The organism is Microtetraspora niveoalba, from assembly GCF_001570405.1.
Classification (GTDB): Bacteria; Actinomycetota; Actinomycetes; order Streptosporangiales; family Streptosporangiaceae; genus Microtetraspora; species Microtetraspora niveoalba.
Genome location: NZ_BBYM01000003.1, coordinates 143,063 through 165,065 on the forward strand (window position 1 = coordinate 143,063; position 22,003 = coordinate 165,065).

The window sequence follows — 22,003 nt, forward strand, 5'->3', positions numbered from 1 at the left end:
AGGGAGCGGGATGGGGTCGCCGAACGGTGGGCAGCTCGGGCCGTATCGCCTGCTTTCCCAGCTCGGGGCGGGCGGGTTCGGCGAGGTCCATCTGGCGCTCGACACCGAGGGGAGGACCGTCGCCGTCAAGGTCCTCCACCCGCACGTGGCCGCCGACTCGCTCGCACTCACCCGCCTGGCCCGAGAGGTCGAGACCATGCGCCGGGTGCGCGGTCCGCACGTCGCGGAAGTCCTGGACGCGTCGCTGAACGGGCGTTATCCGTACATCGTGACGCGGTACGTCCAGGGCCGCCCGCTCAGCTCGGTGCTCGTCTCGCAGGGGCCGATCCGGGGCGAGGACCTGCTGCGGCTCGCGCGGGGGCTCGCCGAGGCGCTGGAGTCGATCCACCGGGCGGGCGTGGTCCACCGCGACCTCAAGCCGGCCAACGTGATCGTCGCCGACCACGAGCCCTTCGTGATCGACTTCGGCATCGCCTGCGCCCAGGACGCGGCCTCGGTGACCGCCTCCGGCGCGGTGATCGGCACCCCCGGCTACCTGTCGCCCGAGGTCCTGGAGGGCGCCGAGGCGGGGCCGGAGGCGGACGTGTTCGCCTGGGCCGCGACGCTCGCCTTCGCCGCCTCGGGGCGGCAGCCGTACGGGAGCGGGCCGCCGGCGGCCGTGGCCTATCGCGTGGTGCACCACGAGCCGGACCTGTCCGGGGTGCCGGACTGGCTCGCCCCGCTGCTGCGGGAGTGCCTTCAGGAGGACCCCGGCCGCCGGCCGGTCGCCGCCGAGCTCGCGGCGCGGCTCGACTCGATCGCCCCCTCGATCGCGGACGCCGCGCCGTCCGGCCCTGCTCCGCTGCTCGCCGCTCCCGTACCGCACGGCCGGGGCCACGGCGGCGATCACGACAGGGACCGAGACAGGGACCACGACAGAGACCGGGACAGAGACCGGGACAGAGACCGGGACAGAGACCGGGACAGGGGGCGCGGCCGGGATCGTGAGGGGGACGCCGTGCCGACCGGGATGACGGGGATCTCCGGCGAGGCGACCAGGGAGTGGAAGCCGCGACGGGTGCACAACCGGCTCCGGTCGGTGGAGGAGGCCCGCGCCCGCCACCGTGAGCGGCTGCGCAGGCGCTGGGTGATCGGGTCGGGGGTCTTCGCCGGGCTGGTCGCCGCCGCCGCGAGCCAGTACCTCCCGGAGCTTTCCCTCCTGATCCTCGTCCTGTACGGCCTGGGCGTGCTGATCGACGCCGCGTTCGGGCTCCTGGCGAAGTCGCGGTCGAGAGTGCTCGTCGATCTCGCGGGTGGGGCGGGCGTGATCGCGCTGTGGGCCGTGCTGAGCAGTGTGTTCAGCACCCTCACCCTGCTGCTCGCCGTCGGAGGCGTCCTCTTCCTCCTGACGATCATCGCCCTCGCCAGCTGATTTGTGTCTGTTTGCCTCGACGACTTCAGGTGCCCCGGGCCCGCGCCATCGATCACTACGGCGGCCGGCCATCCCGCGAGGGGCGCGGCGGTGTCTGGACTGAGGAACGAGTCCCGAGTGACGAGGGAAGACATCGCCTGCAGGCGCCCCGAGCCCGCGCGAGCGAAGCGAGCGCCATAAACACAGGGCTCGCCGGACCCCGCCGAAGGGCGTGGAACAAAGTTCGGTATGGTGGGAGAGCGGGTCTTCCGGTGATGAACGACACACTGGGCGGAGCCGTACAACCTGGAGGTTTGCAGCGAAACTACCCGTGGGTAACATGTGGGAGCACCGGGCGCCCCGCTCGCGCCCGAGGCACCCGCTGTCATCCAGCTCACGGGCACGTGGCAGTCTGAGCGGGGCGCGCATACCCCATGCGCGGCCAGCGAGAGCCGTACGGAAACGGGAGGTCGGCCACCGGCCATGAACATCGTCGTCTGCGTGAAGCAGGTCCCCGACACTGCGACCGAGCGCAAGTTGAGGTCCGATGACAAGACGCTCGACCGGGACGCCGCCGACGGCGTCGTGAACGAGCTCGACGAGTACGCGGTCGAGGAGGCGCTGCGGCTCAAGGAGGCTCACGGTGGTGAGGTGACCGTCCTCACCATGGGCCCCGCCAAGGCGACCGACACCATCCGCAAGGCGCTCGCCATGGGCGCCGACAAGGCCGTCCACCTGAGCGACGACGCGCTCCACGGCTCGGACGCCCTGTCCACGTCGTACGCGATGGCGCAGGCGCTGAAGAAGATCGGGTTCGACCTGGTCATCCTCGGCTCGGAGTCCACCGACGCCCGCACCGGTGTGCTGGCGGCCATGCTCGCCGAGCGGCTCGGCGCGCCGCAGCTCACCCTGGCGCGGAAGGTCGAGGTCGACGGGTCCGCCATCGTCATCGAGCGGATCACCGACTACGGCTACGACAAGGTCGAGGCGACGCTCCCCGCCGTCGTGTCGGTCGTCGAGAAGATCAACGAGCCGCGGTACCCGTCCTTCAAGGGCATCATGGCCGCGAAGAAGAAGCCGGTCGAGACGCTCGGCATCGCCGACGCCTCCGTCGACGCCTCCGCCGTCGGCCTGGCCGCGGCCTACAGCGAGGTGGCCGAGTTCTCCGCCGCCCCGCCGCGTGCCGCGGGCACGGTTGTCAAGGACGAGGGCGACGGCGGGGCCAAGGCCGCCGACTTCCTCGCGTCGAAGAAGTTCATCTGAGGGGCCCCGAGATGAGTGAGATCCTGGTTCTCGTCGAGCACGTCGACGGTGAGGTCAAGAAGGTCACCCTCGAGCTGCTGACCCTGGCCCGCACGCTGGGCGAGCCGTCGGCGGTGTGGGCGGGTCCCGGTTACAACGACGCCGCCAAGGCCAAGCTGGCCGAGTACGGCGCCGACAAGATCTACGTTGCCGACGGCGACGAGGTCGTGAACTACGTGGTCGCCCCCAAGGCCGAGCTGCTGGCCCGGCTGGTGGCGGACAAGTCGCCCGCCGCGGTCCTCGTGGCCTCCACCAGTGAGGGCAAGGAGGTCGCCGGTCGGCTGGCGGTCAAGACGGACTCCGGCGTGATCACCGACGCCGTCGGCCTCGGCGAGGGCTTCGTTGCCGACCAGTCGATCTTCGGTGGCGGCGTCAACGTCCGCAGCCGCGTGACCAAGGGGACCCCGATCGTCGCGGTGCGTCCGAACTCCACCGCTCCCGTCGCCGCCGCCGGCGCGGGCGCCGAGGAGAAGGTCGAGCTCGCCCCGTCCGAGGCCGCCCGCGCCGCCAAGATCGTGGAGCGGATCAAGGAGGAGAAGGGCGCCCGTCCGGAGCTCACCGAGGCCGCGATCGTGGTCTCCGGTGGCCGCGGCGTCGGCTCGGCCGACGGCTTCGCCGTCATCGAGAAGCTCGCCGACTCCCTCGGCGCGGCGGTCGGCGCCTCCCGCGCCGCCACCGACGCCAAGTGGTACCCCCACCAGTTCCAGGTCGGCCAGACCGGCAAGACGGTGTCGCCGCAGCTCTACATCGCGGCGGGCATCTCCGGCGCCATCCAGCACCGGGCCGGCATGCAGACCTCCAAGACGATCATCGTCATCAACAAGGACCCCGAGGCTCCGATCTTCGAGATCGCGGACTTCGGTGTGGTGGGCGACCTGTTCCAGGTCGTGCCGCAGCTCACCGAGGAGATCGAGAAGCGCAAGTAAGCGCGTGGCCCCCCGCGCGAGCGATCGCGCGGGGGAGCCGGCAGATCTGGACGGGCTCGTTACGGGCTCGGACGGCTCGGGTGGAGTCGACGTGACGGCGCCGCACACGATGTGCGGCGCCGTCGCCGTTTCACCGGGAGCCCGCGCCCGCGAGGACGCCCGCCATGGCCGCGCCCCCGAGTACGGCCGGGCCGTGCAGGTCCGACAGCGCGGCGAGCGCGAGCCCCGCCGCCAGGACGATCGCGGGGAACACGGCGCGCGGCAGCCGGTCGCGATGGACGACCAGTTGCACTCCCGCCGCGCCGACGACCACCGTGGCGATCAGGACGCCGGTCCCGGGGAAGAGCCCGCCGACCAGGATCACGACGTAGCAGGCAGCCAGGGACGCGGCGAACCGGTCCGCCCGCCCGAGGGTGAAGGCCACGGTCAGCCCGCCGGCCAGTCCGCACACCCCGATGGAGTTGCCCGCGTCCACCAGGCCGAGCCACGTTCCCGCGACCTGCCCCGCCGCCGCACCCGCCAGATAGCAGGCGAGCCAGCGAGCGGGACCGAGGGCGCGCTCGGCGACGGCGCCGAGCACCAGGAGCGAGGCGAGGTTGAAGGCTGCGCCGACCGGGCCGCCGCCCTGGACCAGGATCGAGGTCCCGAGCCGCCACCATTCGCCGTCCGCGATCCGGGCGGGATCGCGCCGCAGGGAGGTCTCCAGCGAGGGAAGGGCGAACTGCAGCAGGCTCGGGATCGCGGTGACGACGAACACGGCCGCCGTGGCGGCGGGGGGTTTCCTCACGCGGAAAGCGTGTCAAAACCGCCGCGCCGCCGACAGGGGGAGATGTCGCGGTCTCCCCGGGACAAATGTCACTCAGGCCGCGACCGGCAGCCGCTCGGTCTCCACGCCCACCTCGGCGGGAGCCGTACGGGCCCGGGAGAGGAAGCGGGTCGCGACGGCGATGAGCACGCCGAGGACGACCGCGGTCACCATCGCGACGCGCAGGGACGTCGCGCCGGACAGGAAGCCGATCACCACGGGGCCGAGCAGCAGCCCGGCGTACCCCATGGCACCCGCCTGAGCGATCGCCGGACCCGGCGTGTCCGTGGCGGTCCCGGCCAGGGACATGGCCATCGGGGAGATCGTCGCCACCGCGAGCCCGACGAAGAGCATCGCGGCCAGGGCGACGACCGCCGACGGCGCGACCACGACGACGGCGAAGGTCGCCGCGGTGGCCAGGCCGGAGAAGCCCATCAGCCCCGCCGCGCCGAAGCGCATCCTGAGCCGGTCGCCGGAGAGGCGGCCGAGCAGCATGCCCGCCTCGAAGATCGGGTAGCCGAGCGCGGCCAGGGACTCGGGCGCCATGAGCGTGTTGCGGAGGAACAGGCCGTTCCAGTCCGCCACCACGCCCTCGACCATGAACGCGCCGAACGTGATCGCGCCGAGCAGGTAGACCACTCCGGGCAGGCGGCCGCGCGCCCCCTTCGCCTCCTCGCGCGTGACCCCGTCGGCCAGGTACGTACGGCTCAGCGCCACCGAAGCGGGCAGCGCGAGCACGGCGACGATCGCCATGTGCGCGGCCAGGGACAGGCCCGCCGCGATGGCGGCGGTGCCGAACAGCCCGGCCGAGATCGCTCCCACGCACCAGCCCGCGTGCATGCCGCTCATCAGCGGCCTGCCGTACGCGCGCTCGACCGTGGAGCCCTGGGCGTTCATGGCGACGTCCACCGCGCCGAAGGCCATGCCGAAGACGAACGCGGCGCCGACGAGCAGGGGGAAGGACGGCGCGAGCCCGACGAGCAGCAGCGTCGCCGCGCAGAGGGGAGCGGCGACGCGGAGCACGCCGCGGCTGCCCACTCTGGCCATGATCCCGCGCATGGACTGCATGGACAGCAGTGCGCCGAGCCCCCACGCGAGCAGCGCGAAGCCGACCGACGACTCGGGGATGCCGAGTTTGTCGGTCAGGGCGGGGATGCGCACGGTGAACGTTCCGCACAGCAAGCCGCCGAGCACGAAGGTGAGGATCGCCCCCCAGCGGGCCGTCCTCAAAGCGCGGGTCATCACAGGCTCCTTTCTCAGGGCGCGGAGGGTCTCCGGGAGCGGAGAGTCACGCGTGTTCCAGGTTTCGGGGGATGGGGAGGTGAGGGGTGCGGCACTCGGCCGGGTGGGCAGGCGGGCGGAGGTCACCCCGGCCCGCCTTGAAGGCGCGTCAAGTACGTTCAATCACGTTCGGGTTCGAGCGCGTTTACATGCGTTTGAGCGCGCGGTGGAATGCGGGCGAACGTCACCCTCGCCCCGGATCGGGGACCGGTCGGGTGAGCTCGCCGTGGGCGGTCAGATAAGTCGGAGAAGTCAGAGAAGGTCGAGCAGGCGGCGGCGCAGCTCGTCGTAGTCGAGCAGCTCCGGCACGTGGGTGGCGACGTCCCAGATGCCTTCGCACGCGAGCCGTACGATCCTGGAGGTCATCGGGTCGGGCTCGCTGCCGATGTCCTGGCTGTGCCATCGGGCCATCGCCTCGCGCAGCGGCACGAGGAGCGTGGGGTCGCCCGCCGCGCCGGTCACCACCGCCCAGCGTCTCAGTCGTCCGCTCTCGACGGCCTGGAACGTGGCTTTGAGATAGGCCCTGGTGTAGTCGCTCTCGCCCTGCGCCTCGACGAGCGCGTCAAACTCGGCGATCAGTCGCTCGATCAGACCTTTGACCAGGGCTTCCTTGGTGCCGAAGTGATAGAGGAGGCCGCCCTTGCTGACGCCGGCGCGCTCCGCGACCGCGGCCAGGGTGAGCGCCTGGGCCCCCTGGTCGCAGAGCAGGCTCTCCGCCGCGTCGAGCAAGTCGTCTCTTCTCACTCTGGTTACTGTACCGTCTGGACGGTTCAGTCGGCAATCCGGGGGGTGGCCCTTCCGGGGGCGCGGTTAGTCTTAGTTGGCTGAGGACAGATCGGGAGGGGTCGTGGGAACCGCCTATCTTGACCATGCCGCCACCACGCCGATGCTGCCCGAGGCAGTGGAGGCCATGACCGCGCAGCTCGGCCAGGTCGGCAACGCCTCGTCGCTGCACGCGGCCGGGCGGCGCACCCGCCGGGTGGTGGAGGAGTCGCGGGAGACCATCGCGTGCGCGGTGGGCGCCCGCCCCAGCGAGGTCGTCTTCACGTCCGGGGGCACCGAAGCGGACAACCTGGCGATCAAGGGTCTGTTCTGGGCGAGGAAACGCCGTCGCGTCCTGATCAGCGCGATCGAGCACCACGCCGCGCTCGACCCGGCCCGCTGGCTGGCCGACCGGCACGGCGCCTCCGTCGAGCTCTTGGAGGTCGACGAGCGGGGCCTGGTCCACCCCGAGACCCTGCGCGCCGCCATCGCCCGCGACCCCGGCGACGTGGCCCTGGTCAGCGTGATGTGGGCCAACAACGAGGTCGGGACGATCCAGCCGATCCAGGTCCTCTCGGCCATCGCGCACGATCACGGCATCCCGTTCCACACCGACGCCGTGCAGGCGCTCGGTCAGTTGCCCGTCTCGTTCGCCGAGTCCGGCGTGGACGCCATGACGATCTCCGGGCACAAGGTGGGCGGCCCCATGGGCGTCGGAGCGCTGCTGCTGGCCCGGGGCGTGGACCCCGAGCCCGTACTGCACGGCGGCGGCCAGGAGCGCGACGTGCGCTCGGGGACGCTCGACGCGCCCGCGATCGCCGGCTTCGCCGCGGCCGTCGAGACCGCGGTCAAGCACCGCGAGGCCGCCGCGGAGCGGCTGACCGTCCTGCGCGACGACCTGATCGAGCGGGTACGGCAGGCCGTGCCGGACGTCATCCTCAACGGCGACCCCGTGAACCGGCTCCCCGGCAACGCGCACTTCTCGTTCCCGGGGTGCGAGGGCGACGCCCTGCTCATGCTGCTGGACGCCAAGGGGGTGGAGTGCTCCACCGGCTCCGCCTGCTCCGCCGGGGTGGCCCAGCCGTCCCACGTCCTGCTCGCGATGGGGCAGGACGGCGCGCGCGCCCGCGGCTCGCTGCGCTTCTCGCTCGGACACACCTCCACGAAGGAGGACGTGGACCGCCTCGCCGAGGTGATCGGCAACGTCGTGGAGCGCGCCCGCCGGGCCGGGCTCACCTGAGCCCCGCCACAGGCGTGCCTTCAGGCCGTCCCGGTTGCCGCCCGGGTGTTCGGCGTGGGCGCGCTATGCGGCCGCGCCCCCGTCCAGCTCCAGGCGGGAGCCGGTGAACGCGGCCCGCAGGCGCCGGTCGTGCGTCACGACCACCAGCGCGCCCGGGTACGAGGCCAGCGCCTCCTCCACCTGCTCCACGAGCATCGGCGAGAGGTGGTTGGTCGGCTCGTCGAGCAGGAGCAGGTCCACGGGCTCGCTCACCAGCCGCGCCAGATCGATCCGCCGCCGCTGCCCGTAGGAGAGCTCCCTCAGGCGCAGCCCCAGGTCGGACGGCCGGAACAGCCCCAGGGCCAGGAGCGCGTCCGCGTGGTCGTCCAGGCTCCCGGGGCGCCCGTGCGCGTAGGCCCGCAGCACGGTCCGGTCCGCCTCCCCGGCCTGTCCGGCCCGCCGTAGGTCACCGGTCTCCGGCTCGTCCTGCCGGAAGAATCCGACCCGCCCGGCTCGCCGTACCTCGCCCGCGTCCGGTCGCAACTCCCGGCGAGCACCCGCATCAGCGTCGTCTTGCCCGCTCCGTTCGGGCCGGTGACGAGCAGCCGCTCACCGGCGCGGATGGTCAGGGAGTCGAGGCGGAGCCGCCCTGTCACCACCACGGTGTCGAGCGCGGCCACCTCGGCCCCGGCGGCGGCTTCCGCGGTGGCGAGCGCGGCGGTGAAGCGCAGCGGCTCGGGCGGCGGCGGCGCCGGGTGGCCGGTGAGCCACCGCAGCCGCTGCTGGGACTGCCGGATGCGTCCGGCGGCCCCGTGCGTACGCGAGCGCGCCCGCCAGGCTCCGGTGCCCATGCCCGCCTTGGGCGTCTTGCGCGGAATCCCGGCCAGCCGGCCCGCGTTGGCCGCCACCAGCGTGGCATGCCGGTTCAGCTCGGCCTTCCACTCCTCGTGGGCCCGCTCCTGGGCCGCGCGTTCGGCGGCCTTGGCCACGAGATATCCGGCGTATCCGTCGCCGTAGCGGCGCACGCGCCCGTCGGAGACCTCCACAATGGCGGTGCTCACCCGCTCCAGGAACATCCGGTCGTGCGTGATCGCCACGACCGTGCCCCGGTGGGCGCGCAGGCGTTGTTCGAGCCAGGCCACGGCCCGGTCGTCCAGGTCGTTGGTCGGCTCGTCGAGCAGCAGCAGCTCAGGGGCGGACGCCAGCGTGGCGGCCAGGGCGAGTCTGGAACGTTCTCCGCCGGAGAGCGTGCCCAGCGGACGGCTGCGGTCGAGTCCGGGCAGCCCGAGCCCGTGCAGCGCGACCTCGACACGAGTGTCGGCCTCGTAGCCGTCCCGCGCCTCGAACTCCGCCACCAGCCTCACGTAGGTGTCGAGCCCGGCGCGAGCCCCCGCGCCGGCCTCGCCGAGCGACCGTTCGGCCGCCCGCATCCGGGCTTCGACCTCTCGCAGATCGGCGAGCGCCAGGTCGATCGCATCGGCCACTGTCGCGTGCGACGGCAGCGCGAGCGACTGCGGCAGGTATCCGACGCCGCCGGGCGCCACGACCACGACCTCGCCGTTGTCGGGCCGCTCGACGTCCGCCATGAGCCGCAGCAGTGTGGACTTCCCTGACCCGTTGTCGCCGATCACCCCGATCCGCTCGCCGGGTTTGACGGTGAGCGACACCCGGTCCAGGACGACGCGGGTGCCGTAACGCTTGGTGGTCTCGGCGAGTGCCAGTTGGGCAGCGGTACGCAAAGGGCCCACCTCCTCTTCTCGGTGCGGACGGATTCCGGACGCCGCGGCTCGGCGCTCGTGTTGTGCCTCGTGGCGCGAGTACGGCGTCACTCGCGTGCGGGTCAGCCCGGCGCCTTCCGGCTCAGGTGCTCCCACGCCCGGTACTCCTCCGTACGGGCCTGGTTCATCTCCTGGACCATGTCGTACGAGGCGCTGCCGACGATCAGCCGCAGCGGCGGCTCCGCCAGACCGGCCAACTCCATGACCACCGGTGCCGCGGTGCTCGGGTCGGGACCGGCGTCCTCGCCCCACATCTCGGCCAGCCGGGCGCGCAGCGGCTTGTACTCCGGGCGCGGTTCCGTCATCGTGGTGCCCCGCGTGAACAGGTCCGTGCCGTATCCGCCCGGCTGCACGATCGTCACCTTGATCCCGAACGGCGCCACCTCCATCGCCAGCGCCTGGCTCGCCGAGTCGAGCGCGGACTTGCCCGCCGCGTAGAACCCGACGGAAGCGAACCCGCCGCCGGACCCCATCGAGGTGACCTGCAGGATGTGGCCGGATCCCTGCGCCCGCAGGTGCGGCACCACGGCCTGGGCCACCCAGACCGCGCCGAAGAAGTTGACGTCGAAGTGGGCGCGGATCTGCTCCTCGGTGGCCTCCTCGACCATGCCGAGCAGCATTGCGCCGGCGTTGTTGACCACGATGTCGAGCCGGCGGAACGCCGCCGCCGCCTGGTCCACGACCTTCCGCACGGCCGCGCGGTCGGAGACGTCCAGGGTCAGCCGCACGAGGCTGCCCGGGTGGGCGGCGGCCAGGTCCGCGAGGGGGCCAAGGTCGCGGGCGGCGGCCACGACGCGGTCTCCGGCGGCGAGCGCCGCCTCGGTGAAGGCCCTGCCCAGGCCCCTCGACGCGCCGGTGATGAACCAAACTCGCGCAGTCGTCATGCACTCTCCTCTGTTGCTCCAAGACGATACGGTCCGTCTCGTTGTCGTCTTAGTTTGTGGCTGTGCCGATCCCATGTCAAGACGAAACGTATCGTCTCGTCTCGTCTGGTGCGTGATTGTGTCCCACCCGGAGGAGCGAAGCCCACCGCCGCGGCGAACGGCCCCGACGGGCCCTCCGCGACGTCGCGTACGACCTGGTCTCCGGGCTCGGATGCGCCACGGGCTCGGTCGAGGTCATCGCGGCTCGTGTAAGCGGCGCCGGTGGCCGTTCAAGGGCGCGGTGGGTTCCCGCCTCATTCTTCGCGCGCGAGCGGGGGAGGGGTGCGGATCACCCTCCGCGCCCGAGCCCGCAGGCAGGGCGCGGACGTCTGGAGCCGCCCCGCCGCGTCAGACGCCTGACGCGGCAGGGCTCGCGCTCAGGTCAGGAAGTGCGCGACGGCGCTCCACGACGGGTCGCTCTCGGCGTCGATCCAGGCCTGGCCCTCGTCCCAGGTGGACACCAGGTTTTCGATCCGGCGTACGGCGTCGCTTCCCGGGTCGGCGTAGACGTGGAACACCCGGGTGCCCTCGGCGCTCAGATGCGCGACGAGAACGGCGCAGCCGTCCGCGCGGAGCCGGGCGGTCAGCCGCTCCTCGAAGTCGCGCAACGCGTCCAGCGAGGCGCCGGTGGGCTGGCCGTCCTCGTCCGCGTTCACATACGGCAGCGTGACGCCGACGTGCTGGTCGAAGAGCGGGTGATCCACCGGACGCAGGGGATAGAGCGCGGCGGCGGTCAGGGGACGGCCGCTGGCGGTCTGCCCCTCCAGCAGCGCCCACTGCTCGTCGCGGAAGCCGTCGGCGACGTCGGAGACGACGGCGGGAAGATGGATCGCGGGGATCGCGTCGATGGGCTCGAACTCGGCCGCCACGATGTCGCCGACCCAGCGGGCCACCTCGTCCTCGCCGAGCAGCCGGTCGAGGGCGAGGAGCGTGGCGTCCATCCGCGTCTCGTCATCCACATCCGGAAATATCGGATGAAAGGCGGAAACGTCGACGCGCGGTGTCCCCGGCGGCACCCGCAGGCCGAGCACCAGCCGGTCGATGCCGAACGGCCGGCCCGCGACCTCCGTGGTGAACTCCGCCGCGAGCGGATCGGCCTGGCGGGACGGGTGGAACTCCCACTCGGCGTCCGCCGGCGCCGCCAGCGCCCACCGATGGACGAAGGAGCGCAACTCCGGATCTCCCGCCGCGCTGACCACCAGGGCGTGCGGGGCCATGAGCCCCGAGACGATCTCCCAGGTCAGCGACGGGTTCAGGGCGGTCACAGCCTCGCCGATCAGCTCGTCGAGGCGCGCGACGTCCCCCGCTTCGACCCGCGCGTCGATCTCGGGACGGGTCTCCTGCCACCACGTCCAAAACTCGGTTATGGCCTCGGCCGGGTCCACCGGCTCGCTCTTGCGGCCGAACAGTCGCATGACCGCCGATCCTTTCAGGTCCCCCTTCCGGGTGCCAAAGCGGTGTGTGCGCGCCCCTCACGTGATGGCCGGGTGCCGTATCGAAGGGTGGCGCTCGGCCGATCGAGGGGGCGTGGGAGACGGGTAGCCTGGAGGCCTATGGCTCTTCGTGTGCTGGCCGCCATGTCCGGCGGCGTCGACTCAGCGGTGGCCGCCGCCCGCATCGCGGAGGCCGGCCACGACGTGACGGGCGTCCACCTCGCGCTTTCGTCCAACCCGCAGTCCTATCGGACCGGCGCGCGGGGCTGCTGCACGATCGAGGACTCCAGAGACGCGCGGCGCGCGGCCGACGTGATCGGCATCCCTTTCTACATCTGGGACATGGCCGAGCGGTTCCACCGCGACGTCGTCGAGGACTTCGTCAACGAGTACGCCGCGGGCCGCACGCCGAACCCCTGCCTCCGCTGCAACGAGAAGATCAAGTTCGAGGCGGTGCTCGATCGGGCGCTGGCGCTCGGGTTCGACGCGGTCGCCACCGGCCACCACGCCCGCCTGGTCGACGGAGTGCTCAGCAGGTCGGTCGATGCGGCCAAGGACCAGTCGTACGTCCTCGGCGTCCTCACCAGGGAACAGCTTTCCCACGCGATCTTCCCGCTGGGTGACTCCACCAAGGCGCAGGTCCGCGAGGAGGCCGCCCGCAGGGGCCTCACCGTGGCCGACAAGCCGGACAGTCACGACATCTGCTTCATCGCCGACGGTGACACGCGGGCGTTTCTCGCCGACCGGCTCGGCGCCTCGGAGGGGCCCATCGTGGACGCGCTCTCCGGCGAGGTCGTCGGCACCCACGCGGGTGCGTACGGCTTCACGGTGGGGCAGCGCAAGGGCCTGCGCATCGACCGGCCGGCTTCCGACGGGCGGCCCCGATACGTGCTGTCGGTCGAGCCGGTCTCCAACACGGTGACCGTCGGTCCGCGCACCGCGCTGGAGGTCACCTCGATCGTCGCCACCCGGCCGGTCTGGAACGGGCCGGTGGACGAGCCGCGAGAGCCGATCGTCTGCTCGGTGCAGCTACGCGCGCACGGCGAGGTGTACGGCTGCCGCGCCCAGCTCTCCGGCACGGACCTGCACATCCGGCTCGACACCCCGGCCGCGGGGGTGGCCGCGGGCCAGGGCGCCGTCCTGTACGTCGGCGACACCGTGATCGGCTCGGCCACCATCGCCTCGGCGTCCTGACGCCTTCGGAAGGACTCGCTCGCCGTTCGGGCCCGCGGCGCGCCGGACCCGGCCATCGCCCCCTCGCCCGCCGACGAAACGGCGGGCAAGGGGCATGACGCGGAACGCGACGTCCCGTGGAGGGGCGGGCGGACCTATCCCAGGTCGACCGAATCGCCGACGGGCACGCGGCGCATGTCCGCCTTCTGCTTCTCGGCCTCCATGCCGAGCCAGGAGTCGATCAGCTTCTGGCCGAACTCGTTCACCAGGCCGTCATGGGTCGAGTACGCGCGGGCGGGCCGTACGTCGCGCAGGTAGTCCACCATCTCGCCCAGCTTGAGCCACGGCGCGTTGGTGGGGACGAGCAGGGTCGGCACCTCCACTCCGGGCGCGGTCAGCGCGTCGCCGGGGTAGAAGACCTCCTCGTCCACGAGGAAGCCGACATTCTGCACGACGGGCACGTCCGGGTGATTGAGCGCGTGCCATTCACCGATGACCTTGACCCCGAACCCCGCGGTGGCGAACGTGTCGCCGTCCCGCACCACCTGGACCTTCGCCGGGATCTCGCCGAGCTGGTCCGCCACGGCCTGGCAGGTCCAGATCTCCAGGTCCGGGCCCGCGGCCCGCAGCAGATCCGCGTCGAGGTGATCCCAGTGTTCGTGCGTGATGAGGACGGCGTCCGCTCCGTCGAGGAGCCCTTCCCCGCTGAAGGCGCCGGGGTCGATGACCAGACGGCTGCCGTCCTTCTCCAGTCGCCAGCAGGCGTGGCCGAGTTTGGTGAGTCTCACTCTCCCTAAGCTAATGGCGTGAACGACTTCCCTTGGTCCGAGGCCACCGCCACCGGCGTCGGGTCGCACCCCGGAGACGACCACGTCGAGGCGCTCCGCGTGGTCTTCGGCGAACTGCCGATGCCGTACCTGCCCGAGCTGCCCGGCCGGGGCGTCGGCGCGGACATGATCGGCAGGACGGCGTCGCTGCTCGTGGAGCTGCCCGTCGAGGTGCAGCCGTCCGGATGGCGGTTCACCGACCGGCCGGGGCGCGACCTCAAACGCGCCCGCGACCACCTCTCACGGGACCTCGACGCCCTCGAAGAGGTCGCCCAGGGATACACGGGCCCGTTGAAGATCCAGGTCTGCGGCCCGTGGACGCTGGCGGGCGCGGTCGAGCTGCGGCACGGGGACAAGACGCTCGCCGACGCGGGAGCCGTCCGCGATCTGGTGGAGTCACTCGCCGAAGGCGTGACCGCGCACCTGGCGGAGGTCCGCAGGCGCGTGCCCGGCGCGCGGATCGTCCTCCAGCTCGACGAGCCGGGGCTGCCCGGGGTGCTCGCCGGGACGGTGCCGACGGCGTCCGGGTTCGGGCGGCTGCCCGCCGTGGAGCCGGCGCCCGCGGCCGAGCGGCTCAGGACGGTGCTCAGAGCGGCCGAGTCCGCGGGAGGCGGGGAGAACGGCTCCGCCGCCTTCCCGATCGTCCATTGCTGCGCTTCCGACGTCCCCTTCGAGGTTTTGCGTACGGCCGGGGCGCGCGGGATCTCCCTCGACGCGGCGCGGCTGCGCCGCCGGGACGAGGACCACATCGGCGAGGCGGTGGAGGCCGGCGTCGCGTTCCTGCTCGGGGTGGTCCCGGGGACGGACGCCCGGATTCCGGACATCGGCGTGGTCGCCAAACCCGCCACGGAGCTGTGGCGGCGGCTCGGGTTCGCCCCCGCGCGGCTGGCCCGGCAGGTCGTTCTCACGCCCGCGTGCGGGCTGGCGGGAGCCTCCCCGGCGTACGCGCGTGCGGCGCTCACCAGTTGTGCCAGGGCGGCCCGGGTGCTGCGCGAGGATCCGGGCGAGTAGTCGTTCGCAAGCCGAATACAAGCCCGGTCTTCTACTCCTTTATGTGCAGATCTCGCACATTCAGGAGAGAGAAAGTCATGCGCAGCGGTCTCCGCACTCTTATGGGTCTCACCATCGCGGTCACGTTGGGCGGCGGGCTCGTGGCCGCCGCCCCCCTCGCCGCGTCGGCCTCGGCGTCCGGTTCGGCGTCGCGCGCGTACGCGGCGGAAACCTGGAACTGGGGCCCGACGGCCTCGTCCGACTACAAGGGGTGGGCGACGGGCAAGGTCAGGACCGCCGGCTCCGGGCTGCGGATCTCCGGGGAACTGTACGACGCAGGCGGCGCCCGCACCTGCTCGTGGGTCAAGATCAAGTGGCTGACCGACCGCGGGAAGTACCGCACGGCCACGTTCAAGAACTGCTCGCAGTCGACGCCGCGCGCGTTCAGCGTGAACGCCGGATACATGCTCACCGCCCAGGCCAAGGTCTGCCGGGGCACGTCGACCAAGATCACCGGAAGGTGCTCCGCCTGGGAGGGCGTCTGGAGCCAGGGCGGCTGATCCGCCGGTGTTCGCCTCGATGAGCCGCGCCCCCGCCCGTCCGGCCGTGGTGGCCCGGGCGGAGCCCGCGAAGCCGTACGGGCGGACGGGACGCGCACCCGCGCTGACCGGCGAGAATGTCGGTGGCGGGTGGCATTCTGCCGGGGACGACGCACCCGCCAGAGCGCTTCCGGGAGGGCACGGACACTTCCCCGCCTCCCGTAGCGTTCTCCCAGGGCCCGGTGACGAGGGGAGTACTACGCATGGACGCCGAGGTCGAGGGCGCGCCGGCGGCGGCGCGGGAGCGGCACGCGGAGCTGGCCGAGCTGGCCGAGGAGGCCAACTGGCGTTACTACGTGCTCGACTCGCCGACCGTCAGCGACGCCAAGTACGACGCGTGGATGCGGGAGCTCAAGGAGCTCGAGCAGGAGCACCCCGATCTGCGCACGCCCGACTCGCCCACCCAGAAGGTCGGAGGGGCGATCTCCACGGAGTTCGCCGCCGTTAGGCACCTTCAGCGGATGGAGAGCCTGGACAACGCGTTCGACGACGACGAGCTCGCGGCCTGGCAGGCGCGGGCCGAGCGGCTCGCCGAGGCCGACCCGGGGCCCTACCTGTGCGAGCTCAAGATCGACGGTCTCGCGGTGGCGCTGCTGTACGAGAAGGGCCGCCTGGTCAGGGCGGCAACCCGGGGCGACGGGACCACCGGTGAGGACGTGACGCCCAACGTCCGCACCGTCAAGGGCGTGCCGCACCGGTTGACCGGGGACGACGTGCCCGACCTGGTCGAGGTGCGCGGCGAGGTGTTCCTGCCGGTCGAGGGCTTCAACTGGCTCAACGAGCGGCTGATGGACGCGGGGAAGTCCCCGTTCGCGAACCCGCGCAACTCGGCGGCGGGTTCGTTGCGGCAGAAGGACCCGCGCGTCACCGCCCGGCGCCCGCTGCGCATGATCGTCCACGGCGTCGGCAAGTGGGAGGGCGCCGAGCCGCCGGTCAGCCAGTCGCAGATGTACGACCGGCTGGGCGCCATGGGCCTCCCGGTCAGCGACCGGTACCGGGTGGTCCGGAGCCTGGACGAGATCCGCGAGTTCATCGCCTACTACCAGGAGCACCGGCACGACCCCGAGTACGAGATCGACGGCGTGGTGGTCAAGGCCGACCGGGTCGCGGTGCAGCGGCAGCTCGGCTCCACCAGCAAGTCGCCCCGGTGGGCGATCGCGTTCAAGTACCAGCCGGAGCAGGTCAACACCGAGCTGCTCGACATCCAGGTGGGCGTCGGCCGCACCGGCCGGGTGACGCCGTACGGCGTGATGGAGCCGGTGGTGGTGGCGGGGTCCACGGTCGAGCGGGCCACCCTGCACAACGCGTCCGAGGTGAAGCGGAAGGGCGTGCTCATCGGCGACACCGTCGTGCTCCGCAAGGCGGGCGACGTCATCCCGGAGATCCTGGGCCCGGTGCTCGACCTGCGCACCGGCGACGAGCGCGAGTTCGTCATGCCGACGCACTGCCCGGAGTGCGACACCGAGCTGGCGTACGAGCGGGAGGGCGACGCGGACCTGCGCTGCCCCAACGCCCGCGCCTGCCCGGCGCAGCTCCGCGAGCGGATCTTCGCCGCCGCCGGGCGCGACGCCTTCGACATCGAGGGGCTGGGCTACGTCGCGGCCACCGCGCTCACCCAGCCGCTCGACCAGGACCCGGCGGTGCGCACCGAGGCCGACCTGTTCGATCTCACGGTGGACCGCCTGCTGCCGATCAGGTCGGTCGTCCGCGACCGGGACACCGGGCTGCCCAAGACCGACCCGGAGACCGGCGAGCCCAAGGTGGTGTCCTTCTTCGCCACGGTGTCGGGAGCGCCCAGCAAGAACGCCGAGAAGATGCTGGAGGAGTTGGAGCGGGCCAAGGACCAGCCGCTGTGGCGGGTTCTGGTCGCGCTCTCCATCCGTCACGTCGGCAAGCCGACCGCCATCGCGCTCGCCGACGAGTTCCGGTCGCTCGACGCGATCGCGAAGGCGTCGGAGGAGGAGCTGGCGGCGGTCGAGGGCATCGGCCCCCGGGTCGCCGCGGTCATCAAGGAGTGGTTCGCGGTCGACTGGCACCGCGAGATCGTCGACAGGTGGAAGGCGGCCGGGGTCCGGACGGCCGACGAGTCTCCGGCGGAGGAAGGCCCGCGCCCGCTTGAGGGCCTCACGTTCGTCGTGACCGGGACGCTCGCCGGGTTCACCCGAGACGAGGCGAGCGAGGCCATCACCGGCCGGGGCGGCAAGGTCGCCGGCTCGGTCTCCAAGAAGACCAGCTTCGTGGTGGTGGGCGAGAGCCCCGGTTCCAAGTACGACAAGGCCGTGAAACTCGGTGTGCCCATCCTCGACGATCAGGGGTTCCAGGTCCTGCTGGATCAGGGACCGGAGGCGGCCGGGGCCGTCGCCGCGCGCGGCGAGGAGTGACGGTTCGCCGCGTCAACCTGCTCCTGCCCGCCGCGCCCGCCGTCCTGCCCCTGGCGATCGGGGGCGGACGACGGGCGGGTGAAGCCGTTCGCGGCCCGGCGGACGGGCGCTGCGGCGGGGCGGGGGGACCGATGGTGGCGCACCGGTGGCGCGGTCGTTCCGCCGCTCCTCGGGACGGGGGCAGCGGACCGGTGGTGGTGCGGTGGAGCCGTCAGCTCGCGGCGCAGGTGAGCGACGGGACGCCGTTGGCGCCCGACCAGTTGCCGGTGAAGCCGAAGGACGTCGCCGCGCCGGCGGCCAGGGCGCCGTTCCAGCCCAGGTTCGTCACGGTCACGGCCGCGCCGCTGTAGGACGGCGAGCCGTTCCACATCTGTGTGATCGACTGCCCGTTCGCGTACGTCCAGGCGACATTCCAGCCGTTGATCGCCGCGGTGCCGGTGTTCTTCACCGTCACCTCACCCTGGAAGCCGCCCTGCCACTGGTTGACCACGGTGTAGGAGGCCGTACACGCCTTTCCGGCGGGCTGGCCGCTCGGGCTCGTGCCCGGGCTCGGCGAGGCGCTCGGTGACGCGCTGGGGGACGCGCTCGGTGAGGTGCTGGGCGACGCGCTGGGGGAGGGGCTCGGGCCGTTCGTGGGCGGGGGCGCCGCGATGGCCAGGTCGTACGCCCGCTGCGGCACGAACTGCCCGGCGGGGGCGATGCATCCGTCCGACTCGCCGGGCGGCTTGACCCAGAGATAGGCGGCGATCGCGGAGTCGCCGGTGTCCGCGGTGCTCCATGTGCCGGTGGCCCGGCCGCCCGGGTCGCACCACTCGCTGCCGCTCGGGCCGTTGCCGTTGCGGCTGGTGTCGATGACCGCCTTCAGCCCGGAGACGCCGGTCGCGGCGATGACGCTCTTGGCGTAGCTCACCAGCCCGGGCGTCGAGCGATAGTTGGAGACGTTGAGCGCGATGCCGTCCGCGCTGCTCCCGATCTCGGCGCCGTTCAGCCGGGAGGCGAGCTCGGAGGCGGACAGCCACGCGTCGTGGCCGCCGTCGAAGTACACCTTGACCTGCGGGGACGTGGCCTTCAGCTTCTTTCCGGCGTACGCCATGGACGCCTTGACCTCGGCCTGCTGGGCGCCGTTCATGCAGTTGGACATGATCGAGAGCGCGTCGGGCTCCAGGATGACGGTCGCCGGGCGGCCGCCGAGCCCCGCCGCGATCTGGTCGATCCACGCGCGGTAGGCGGTGTGGTCGGGGGCGCCTCCCGCGCTGGCCCCGCCGCAGTCGCGGTTGGGCATCTCGTACACGACCATGATCGGGATCTTGCCGGCCGCCGCGGCGGCGCCGACGTAGGCGTCCACCTCGGCCCGCACGGTCGAGGGGTTGTACGACGCGAACCACCGGCCCTGGGGAACGGCGGCGATCCTGTCCCTGATCACGGCCGTTCGGCTGTCGCCGGGGTTGGCCGCCACCCACTTGGCCGCGTTGGTCAGCGGATCGACGTAGAACGCGGAGCTCGCGGCCTGGGCGGTGGACGAGGCGAAGAGGGCCGTCCCCATCCCGATGGTCGCGGCGGCGGCGAGGACGACCGCCGTCACGGGCCTTTTACGCGACATGACTACTCCATTCCGGGGGGCGTGGGAGCGCTCCCAAGTCGTCAGGATCGTAAGCGGGCGACGGGGAGGTCAGGGAAGACCTCGGGGACTTCCGACGGGAAAGTCGCAGGCAGCCGGGCGGCCGTTCTCAACGGGGATGTGAAACATTCACCAGCAAGTCGTACATCTCCCACTCCATGCCGCGACACGCGATGAAGCGCAAGAAATCCGTAGTAACGGAACGTGCCCAATCGGTTTCGCGAAGTGGCCCAGAGGTCGTACCCTCCCATAGTGGCCTCTTGGGGGGTTTGTTACCGATGACTGCAGCTTCCCGTAATCGCGCTCCGGCTTCCGCGACGCCGTCTTCTCGCGTCCGCGTCCCGGTCGGCATGCCGGTGCCCGCGAGCTCGACCTCGGGAGGGCACGGCTCGGTGCCCGCCACGGGTTATCCGGCGGACACCCGGGACACCGGCCCCCGCCCGGGATCCCCATTGTGGAGCTACCTCGCGGGGGTCACCGCGGTCGGCTGCACCGCCCTCGTCGTGGCCCAGATACGGCTCGGCGTGGACGAGCTGGCCCAGATCGGGCGCACCCCCCTGTTCTGGATGCTCGCCGTCCTCGTGGTGCTGGGAGAGCTGCGGCCGGTCATGGTCAGCTCGTCGGCTCTGGTCGGGGGCACCCCCACGTCCACGATGTTCACTTTCGCCGTGCTCATGCACCACGGGCTGCCGATGGCGGCGCTGCTCCAGGCCGTCGCGGTGATCGTGAGCGGCCTGGTCAACCGCCGGGCCTGGCATCGCGTGGCGTTCAACATCGCGCAGGTGACGCTCGCCTGCACGGCCGCCGCCGTGACGCTCGGCGTGTTCGGCGTGCGCCCGAGCCCTCTCGTGCCGTGGACGCCCCACGGCACGGACATCCCCGCCATCGTCGTCTCCGGGGTCGCCTACTTCTCGGTCCGCGCGTTCCTCGTCTCCGCCGCCGTCGCCCTGCACGAGCGGCGTCCGGTGCTCCGCGTGATCAAAGCCTCGGTCGGGCCGCAGGCCCTCGTCTACGGCGCGCTGCTCGGGCTGGCGCCACTCGTGGTCGTGGTCATGTCGCACTCGCCCGCGCTGGTGCCGCTGTTCGTGGCGCCCCTCGCCGCGGTCTACTTCACCGCGACCATGTCCATGCGCCGCGACCACCAGGCCATGCACGACGGCCTCACCGGGCTGCCCAACCGCAAGATGCTGATCCTGCGCACCGAAGAGGCGCTGACCGAGGCCCGCGAGCGGGAGCGGGTCGGGCTGCTGCTGCTCGACCTCGACCGGTTCAAGGAGGTCAACGACACCCTCGGGCACCCGGTGGGAGACCGCCTGCTGCAGATCGTGGCCCACCGGCTGACCCACAGCGTCCGCCCGGGTGACGTCGTCGCCCGGCTCGGCGGTGACGAGTTCGCCGTGCTGCTGCCGTCCATCCGGGACGCCCACGCGGCCAAGGAGGTCGCGTCGCGGCTGCGCGTCGCCCTCACCGAGCCCGTACGGCTCGAGGGCATGACCTTCGACCTGGACGCCTCGATCGGCATAGCGCTCTTCCCCGACGACGCGCCGGACTTCGAGCTGCTGCTCCAGCGTTCCGACGTCGCCATGTATCTCGCGAAGGAGGGGCGCACCGGCGTCGAGTTCTACCTCGCGGACAAGGACCGCAACTCCCCGGAACGGCTGAGCCTGCTCGGCGACCTGCGGCGGGCCATCGACACCGGCGGCCTGGAGCTGCACTACCAGCCGAAGGTGAGCCTCGACGACGGCCGGGTCGAGGGAGTGGAGGCGCTCCTGCGCTGGTGGCACCCCGTACGCGGCCCTATCTCTCCCGCGGAGTTCGTCCCGCTGGCCGAGCAGTCGTACCTGATGCGCGAGCTCACCAAGCACGTCATCGACCAGGCGCTCAACCAGGCGGCCGCGTGGTGGCACGCCGGCCTGGACGTCCCGATCTCGGTGAACGTCTCGGCGCGCGACCTGCTCGACTCGGGCCTTCCCGACCAGCTCGAAGCGGGGCTCGAGCGGCTGGAGCTGCCCGCCGAGGCGATCCGCCTGGAGGTCACCGAGCGCATCCTGATGACCGACCAGGCGTACACCGCCGACACCATCCGCACCCTGGCCGGGCTGGGGGTGCAGCTCGCCCTCGACGACTTCGGCACCGGCTACTCGTCGCTGGTGCGGCTCCAGCGCCTGCCGGTGTCCGAGGTCAAGATCGACGGGTCGTTCGTACGCCGGCTGGGTGAGTCGGCCGACGACGAGCGGATCGTGCGCTCGATCATCGATCTGGTGCGCTCGCTCGGGCTCAGGTCGGTCGCCGAGGGCGTCGAGTCGGGCGACATCGCGGCCCGGCTGCGCGACATGGGATGCCACGCAGGCCAGGGCTGGTGGCTCGCCGAGCCCATGCCCGCCGGCGAGGCCACGGTCTGGCTGCGCACCCGGCTCAGCCCCGCCTTCACCGCCCGCCCCAAGGACGTCGTACGGCTCGCGCCCGGCGGCTGACCGCCCCGGCGCGCCGCCGACGGCGCGGGGAACCGGCGACCGGGGGCGGCGAAGGGGCCGACGGGCTCGGCGGCACGGCCCGCGACGGGCTGTGGACAGAGTCGGGCAGGCTTGGTGGCGAG

At 72.2% G+C, this 22,003-nt stretch carries 16 protein-coding genes and 1 pseudogene; 9 read left to right on the top strand and 8 right to left on the bottom strand.

Annotated elements, in window-relative coordinates; translation table 11 throughout:
• The first annotated feature begins 10 nt into the window (after nt 1-10).
• The 3 genes from AWQ70_RS02095 (at nt 11) to AWQ70_RS02105 (ending at nt 3,618) form a co-directional block, all read left to right on the top strand.
• Nucleotides 11-1,411: a serine/threonine-protein kinase gene (locus AWQ70_RS02095; RefSeq protein ID WP_067169347.1), complete on the top strand. Its 1,401-nt coding sequence runs from the start codon at nt 11-13 to the stop codon at nt 1,409-1,411.
• Nucleotides 1,412-1,873: 462 nt separating this feature from the next.
• On the top strand, nt 1,874-2,653 hold the full coding sequence (locus AWQ70_RS02100; protein ID WP_067169350.1) for an electron transfer flavoprotein subunit beta/FixA family protein: 780 nt from the start codon (nt 1,874-1,876) through the stop codon (nt 2,651-2,653).
• Between the two features lie 11 nt (nt 2,654-2,664).
• Nucleotides 2,665-3,618 (top strand): electron transfer flavoprotein subunit alpha/FixB family protein, encoded by a 954-nt coding sequence (locus AWQ70_RS02105; protein WP_067169352.1) that lies wholly within the window; start codon nt 2,665-2,667, stop codon nt 3,616-3,618.
• 130 nt (nt 3,619-3,748) lie between these two features.
• On the opposite strand, the gene AWQ70_RS02110 is transcribed toward AWQ70_RS02105, so the two are convergent.
• The 3 genes from AWQ70_RS02110 to AWQ70_RS02120 all read right to left on the bottom strand — a co-directional run bounded on the left by AWQ70_RS02110 (nt 3,749) and on the right by AWQ70_RS02120 (nt 6,448).
• Nucleotides 3,749-4,405, bottom strand: a complete 657-nt coding sequence (locus AWQ70_RS02110; protein ID WP_084516434.1) for a rhomboid family intramembrane serine protease — start codon at nt 4,403-4,405, stop codon at nt 3,749-3,751.
• A 72-nt stretch (nt 4,406-4,477) separates the two neighbouring features.
• Entirely contained in the window at nt 4,478-5,791 is a 1,314-nt protein-coding gene (locus AWQ70_RS02115) for an MFS transporter (protein ID WP_373282294.1), read from the bottom strand.
• Between the two features lie 165 nt (nt 5,792-5,956).
• Nucleotides 5,957-6,448 carry a TetR/AcrR family transcriptional regulator gene (locus AWQ70_RS02120; protein ID WP_067169361.1) on the bottom strand — a complete coding sequence of 164 codons (492 nt, stop codon included), beginning with the start codon at nt 6,446-6,448 and terminating at the stop codon, nt 5,957-5,959.
• A gap of 103 nt (nt 6,449-6,551) precedes the next feature.
• Here AWQ70_RS02120 and AWQ70_RS02125 point away from each other — a divergent pair, with 103 nt between their 5' ends.
• Nucleotides 6,552-7,706 carry a cysteine desulfurase family protein gene (locus AWQ70_RS02125; protein ID WP_084516435.1) on the top strand — a complete coding sequence of 385 codons (1,155 nt, stop codon included), beginning with the start codon at nt 6,552-6,554 and terminating at the stop codon, nt 7,704-7,706.
• Nucleotides 7,707-7,769: 63 nt separating this feature from the next.
• Here the strand turns inward: AWQ70_RS02125 and AWQ70_RS02130 are convergent.
• From AWQ70_RS02130 to AWQ70_RS02140, 3 genes and pseudogenes are all read right to left on the bottom strand, one after another.
• A pseudogene (locus tag AWQ70_RS02130) lies at nt 7,770-9,424 on the bottom strand (TlrC/CarA/OleB/SrmB family ABC-F type ribosomal protection protein).
• A gap of 101 nt (nt 9,425-9,525) precedes the next feature.
• Entirely contained in the window at nt 9,526-10,347 is an 822-nt protein-coding gene (locus AWQ70_RS02135) for an SDR family NAD(P)-dependent oxidoreductase (protein ID WP_067169363.1), read from the bottom strand.
• A gap of 416 nt (nt 10,348-10,763) precedes the next feature.
• Nucleotides 10,764-11,801 carry a DUF695 domain-containing protein gene (locus tag AWQ70_RS02140; protein ID WP_067169366.1) on the bottom strand — a complete coding sequence of 346 codons (1,038 nt, stop codon included), beginning with the start codon at nt 11,799-11,801 and terminating at the stop codon, nt 10,764-10,766.
• A gap of 138 nt (nt 11,802-11,939) precedes the next feature.
• On the opposite strand from AWQ70_RS02140, the gene mnmA reads away from it, so the two are divergent.
• On the top strand, nt 11,940-13,013 hold the full coding sequence (gene mnmA, locus AWQ70_RS02145; RefSeq protein WP_067169369.1) for a tRNA 2-thiouridine(34) synthase MnmA: 1,074 nt from the start codon (nt 11,940-11,942) through the stop codon (nt 13,011-13,013).
• A 134-nt stretch (nt 13,014-13,147) separates the two neighbouring features.
• Here mnmA and AWQ70_RS02150 read toward each other — a convergent pair whose 3' ends face one another.
• The gene (locus tag AWQ70_RS02150; RefSeq protein ID WP_067169372.1) at nt 13,148-13,780 is read right to left on the bottom strand and encodes an MBL fold metallo-hydrolase; all 633 of its coding nucleotides are present in this window, start codon (nt 13,778-13,780) and stop codon (nt 13,148-13,150) included.
• Nucleotides 13,781-13,798: 18 nt separating this feature from the next.
• On the opposite strand from AWQ70_RS02150, the gene AWQ70_RS02155 reads away from it, so the two are divergent.
• From AWQ70_RS02155 to ligA, 3 genes are all read left to right on the top strand, one after another.
• Nucleotides 13,799-14,830 (top strand): methionine synthase, encoded by a 1,032-nt coding sequence (locus AWQ70_RS02155; protein ID WP_067169375.1) that lies wholly within the window; start codon nt 13,799-13,801, stop codon nt 14,828-14,830.
• Between the two features lie 77 nt (nt 14,831-14,907).
• Nucleotides 14,908-15,369: a hypothetical protein gene (locus AWQ70_RS02160; RefSeq protein WP_157529846.1), complete on the top strand. Its 462-nt coding sequence runs from the start codon at nt 14,908-14,910 to the stop codon at nt 15,367-15,369.
• Between the two features lie 242 nt (nt 15,370-15,611).
• A complete protein-coding gene (ligA, locus tag AWQ70_RS02165; protein ID WP_067169380.1) occupies nt 15,612-17,789 on the top strand; it encodes an NAD-dependent DNA ligase LigA in 2,178 nt (725 codons plus the stop codon).
• A gap of 211 nt (nt 17,790-18,000) precedes the next feature.
• Here ligA and AWQ70_RS02170 read toward each other — a convergent pair whose 3' ends face one another.
• On the bottom strand, nt 18,001-19,389 hold the full coding sequence (locus AWQ70_RS02170; RefSeq protein ID WP_157529847.1) for a glycoside hydrolase family 6 protein: 1,389 nt from the start codon (nt 19,387-19,389) through the stop codon (nt 18,001-18,003).
• 410 nt (nt 19,390-19,799) lie between these two features.
• Between AWQ70_RS02170 and AWQ70_RS02175 the strand changes: the two genes are divergently transcribed.
• Nucleotides 19,800-21,881 (top strand): putative bifunctional diguanylate cyclase/phosphodiesterase, encoded by a 2,082-nt coding sequence (locus AWQ70_RS02175; RefSeq protein ID WP_245646654.1) that lies wholly within the window; start codon nt 19,800-19,802, stop codon nt 21,879-21,881.
• Nucleotides 21,882-22,003: the final 122 nt, after the last annotated feature.

Excerpts from the sequence above, each read along its gene's own strand:
- AWQ70_RS02095 (WP_067169347.1), top strand. The coding sequence starts at position 11 with ATGGGGTCGCCGAACGGTGGGCAGCTCGGGCCGTATCGCCTGCTTTCC.
- AWQ70_RS02100 (WP_067169350.1), top strand. The coding sequence starts at position 1,874 with ATGAACATCGTCGTCTGCGTGAAGCAGGTCCCCGACACTGCGACCGAG.
- AWQ70_RS02105 (WP_067169352.1), top strand. The coding sequence starts at position 2,665 with ATGAGTGAGATCCTGGTTCTCGTCGAGCACGTCGACGGTGAGGTCAAG.
- AWQ70_RS02135 (WP_067169363.1), bottom strand. The coding sequence starts at position 10,347 with ATGACGACTGCGCGAGTTTGGTTCATCACCGGCGCGTCGAGGGGCCTG.
- AWQ70_RS02140 (WP_067169366.1), bottom strand. The coding sequence starts at position 11,801 with ATGCGACTGTTCGGCCGCAAGAGCGAGCCGGTGGACCCGGCCGAGGCC.
- mnmA (WP_067169369.1), top strand. The coding sequence starts at position 11,940 with ATGGCTCTTCGTGTGCTGGCCGCCATGTCCGGCGGCGTCGACTCAGCG.
- AWQ70_RS02160 (WP_157529846.1), top strand. The coding sequence starts at position 14,908 with ATGCGCAGCGGTCTCCGCACTCTTATGGGTCTCACCATCGCGGTCACG.
- ligA (WP_067169380.1), top strand. The coding sequence starts at position 15,612 with ATGGACGCCGAGGTCGAGGGCGCGCCGGCGGCGGCGCGGGAGCGGCAC.
- AWQ70_RS02170 (WP_157529847.1), bottom strand. The coding sequence starts at position 19,389 with ATGTCGCGTAAAAGGCCCGTGACGGCGGTCGTCCTCGCCGCCGCCGCG.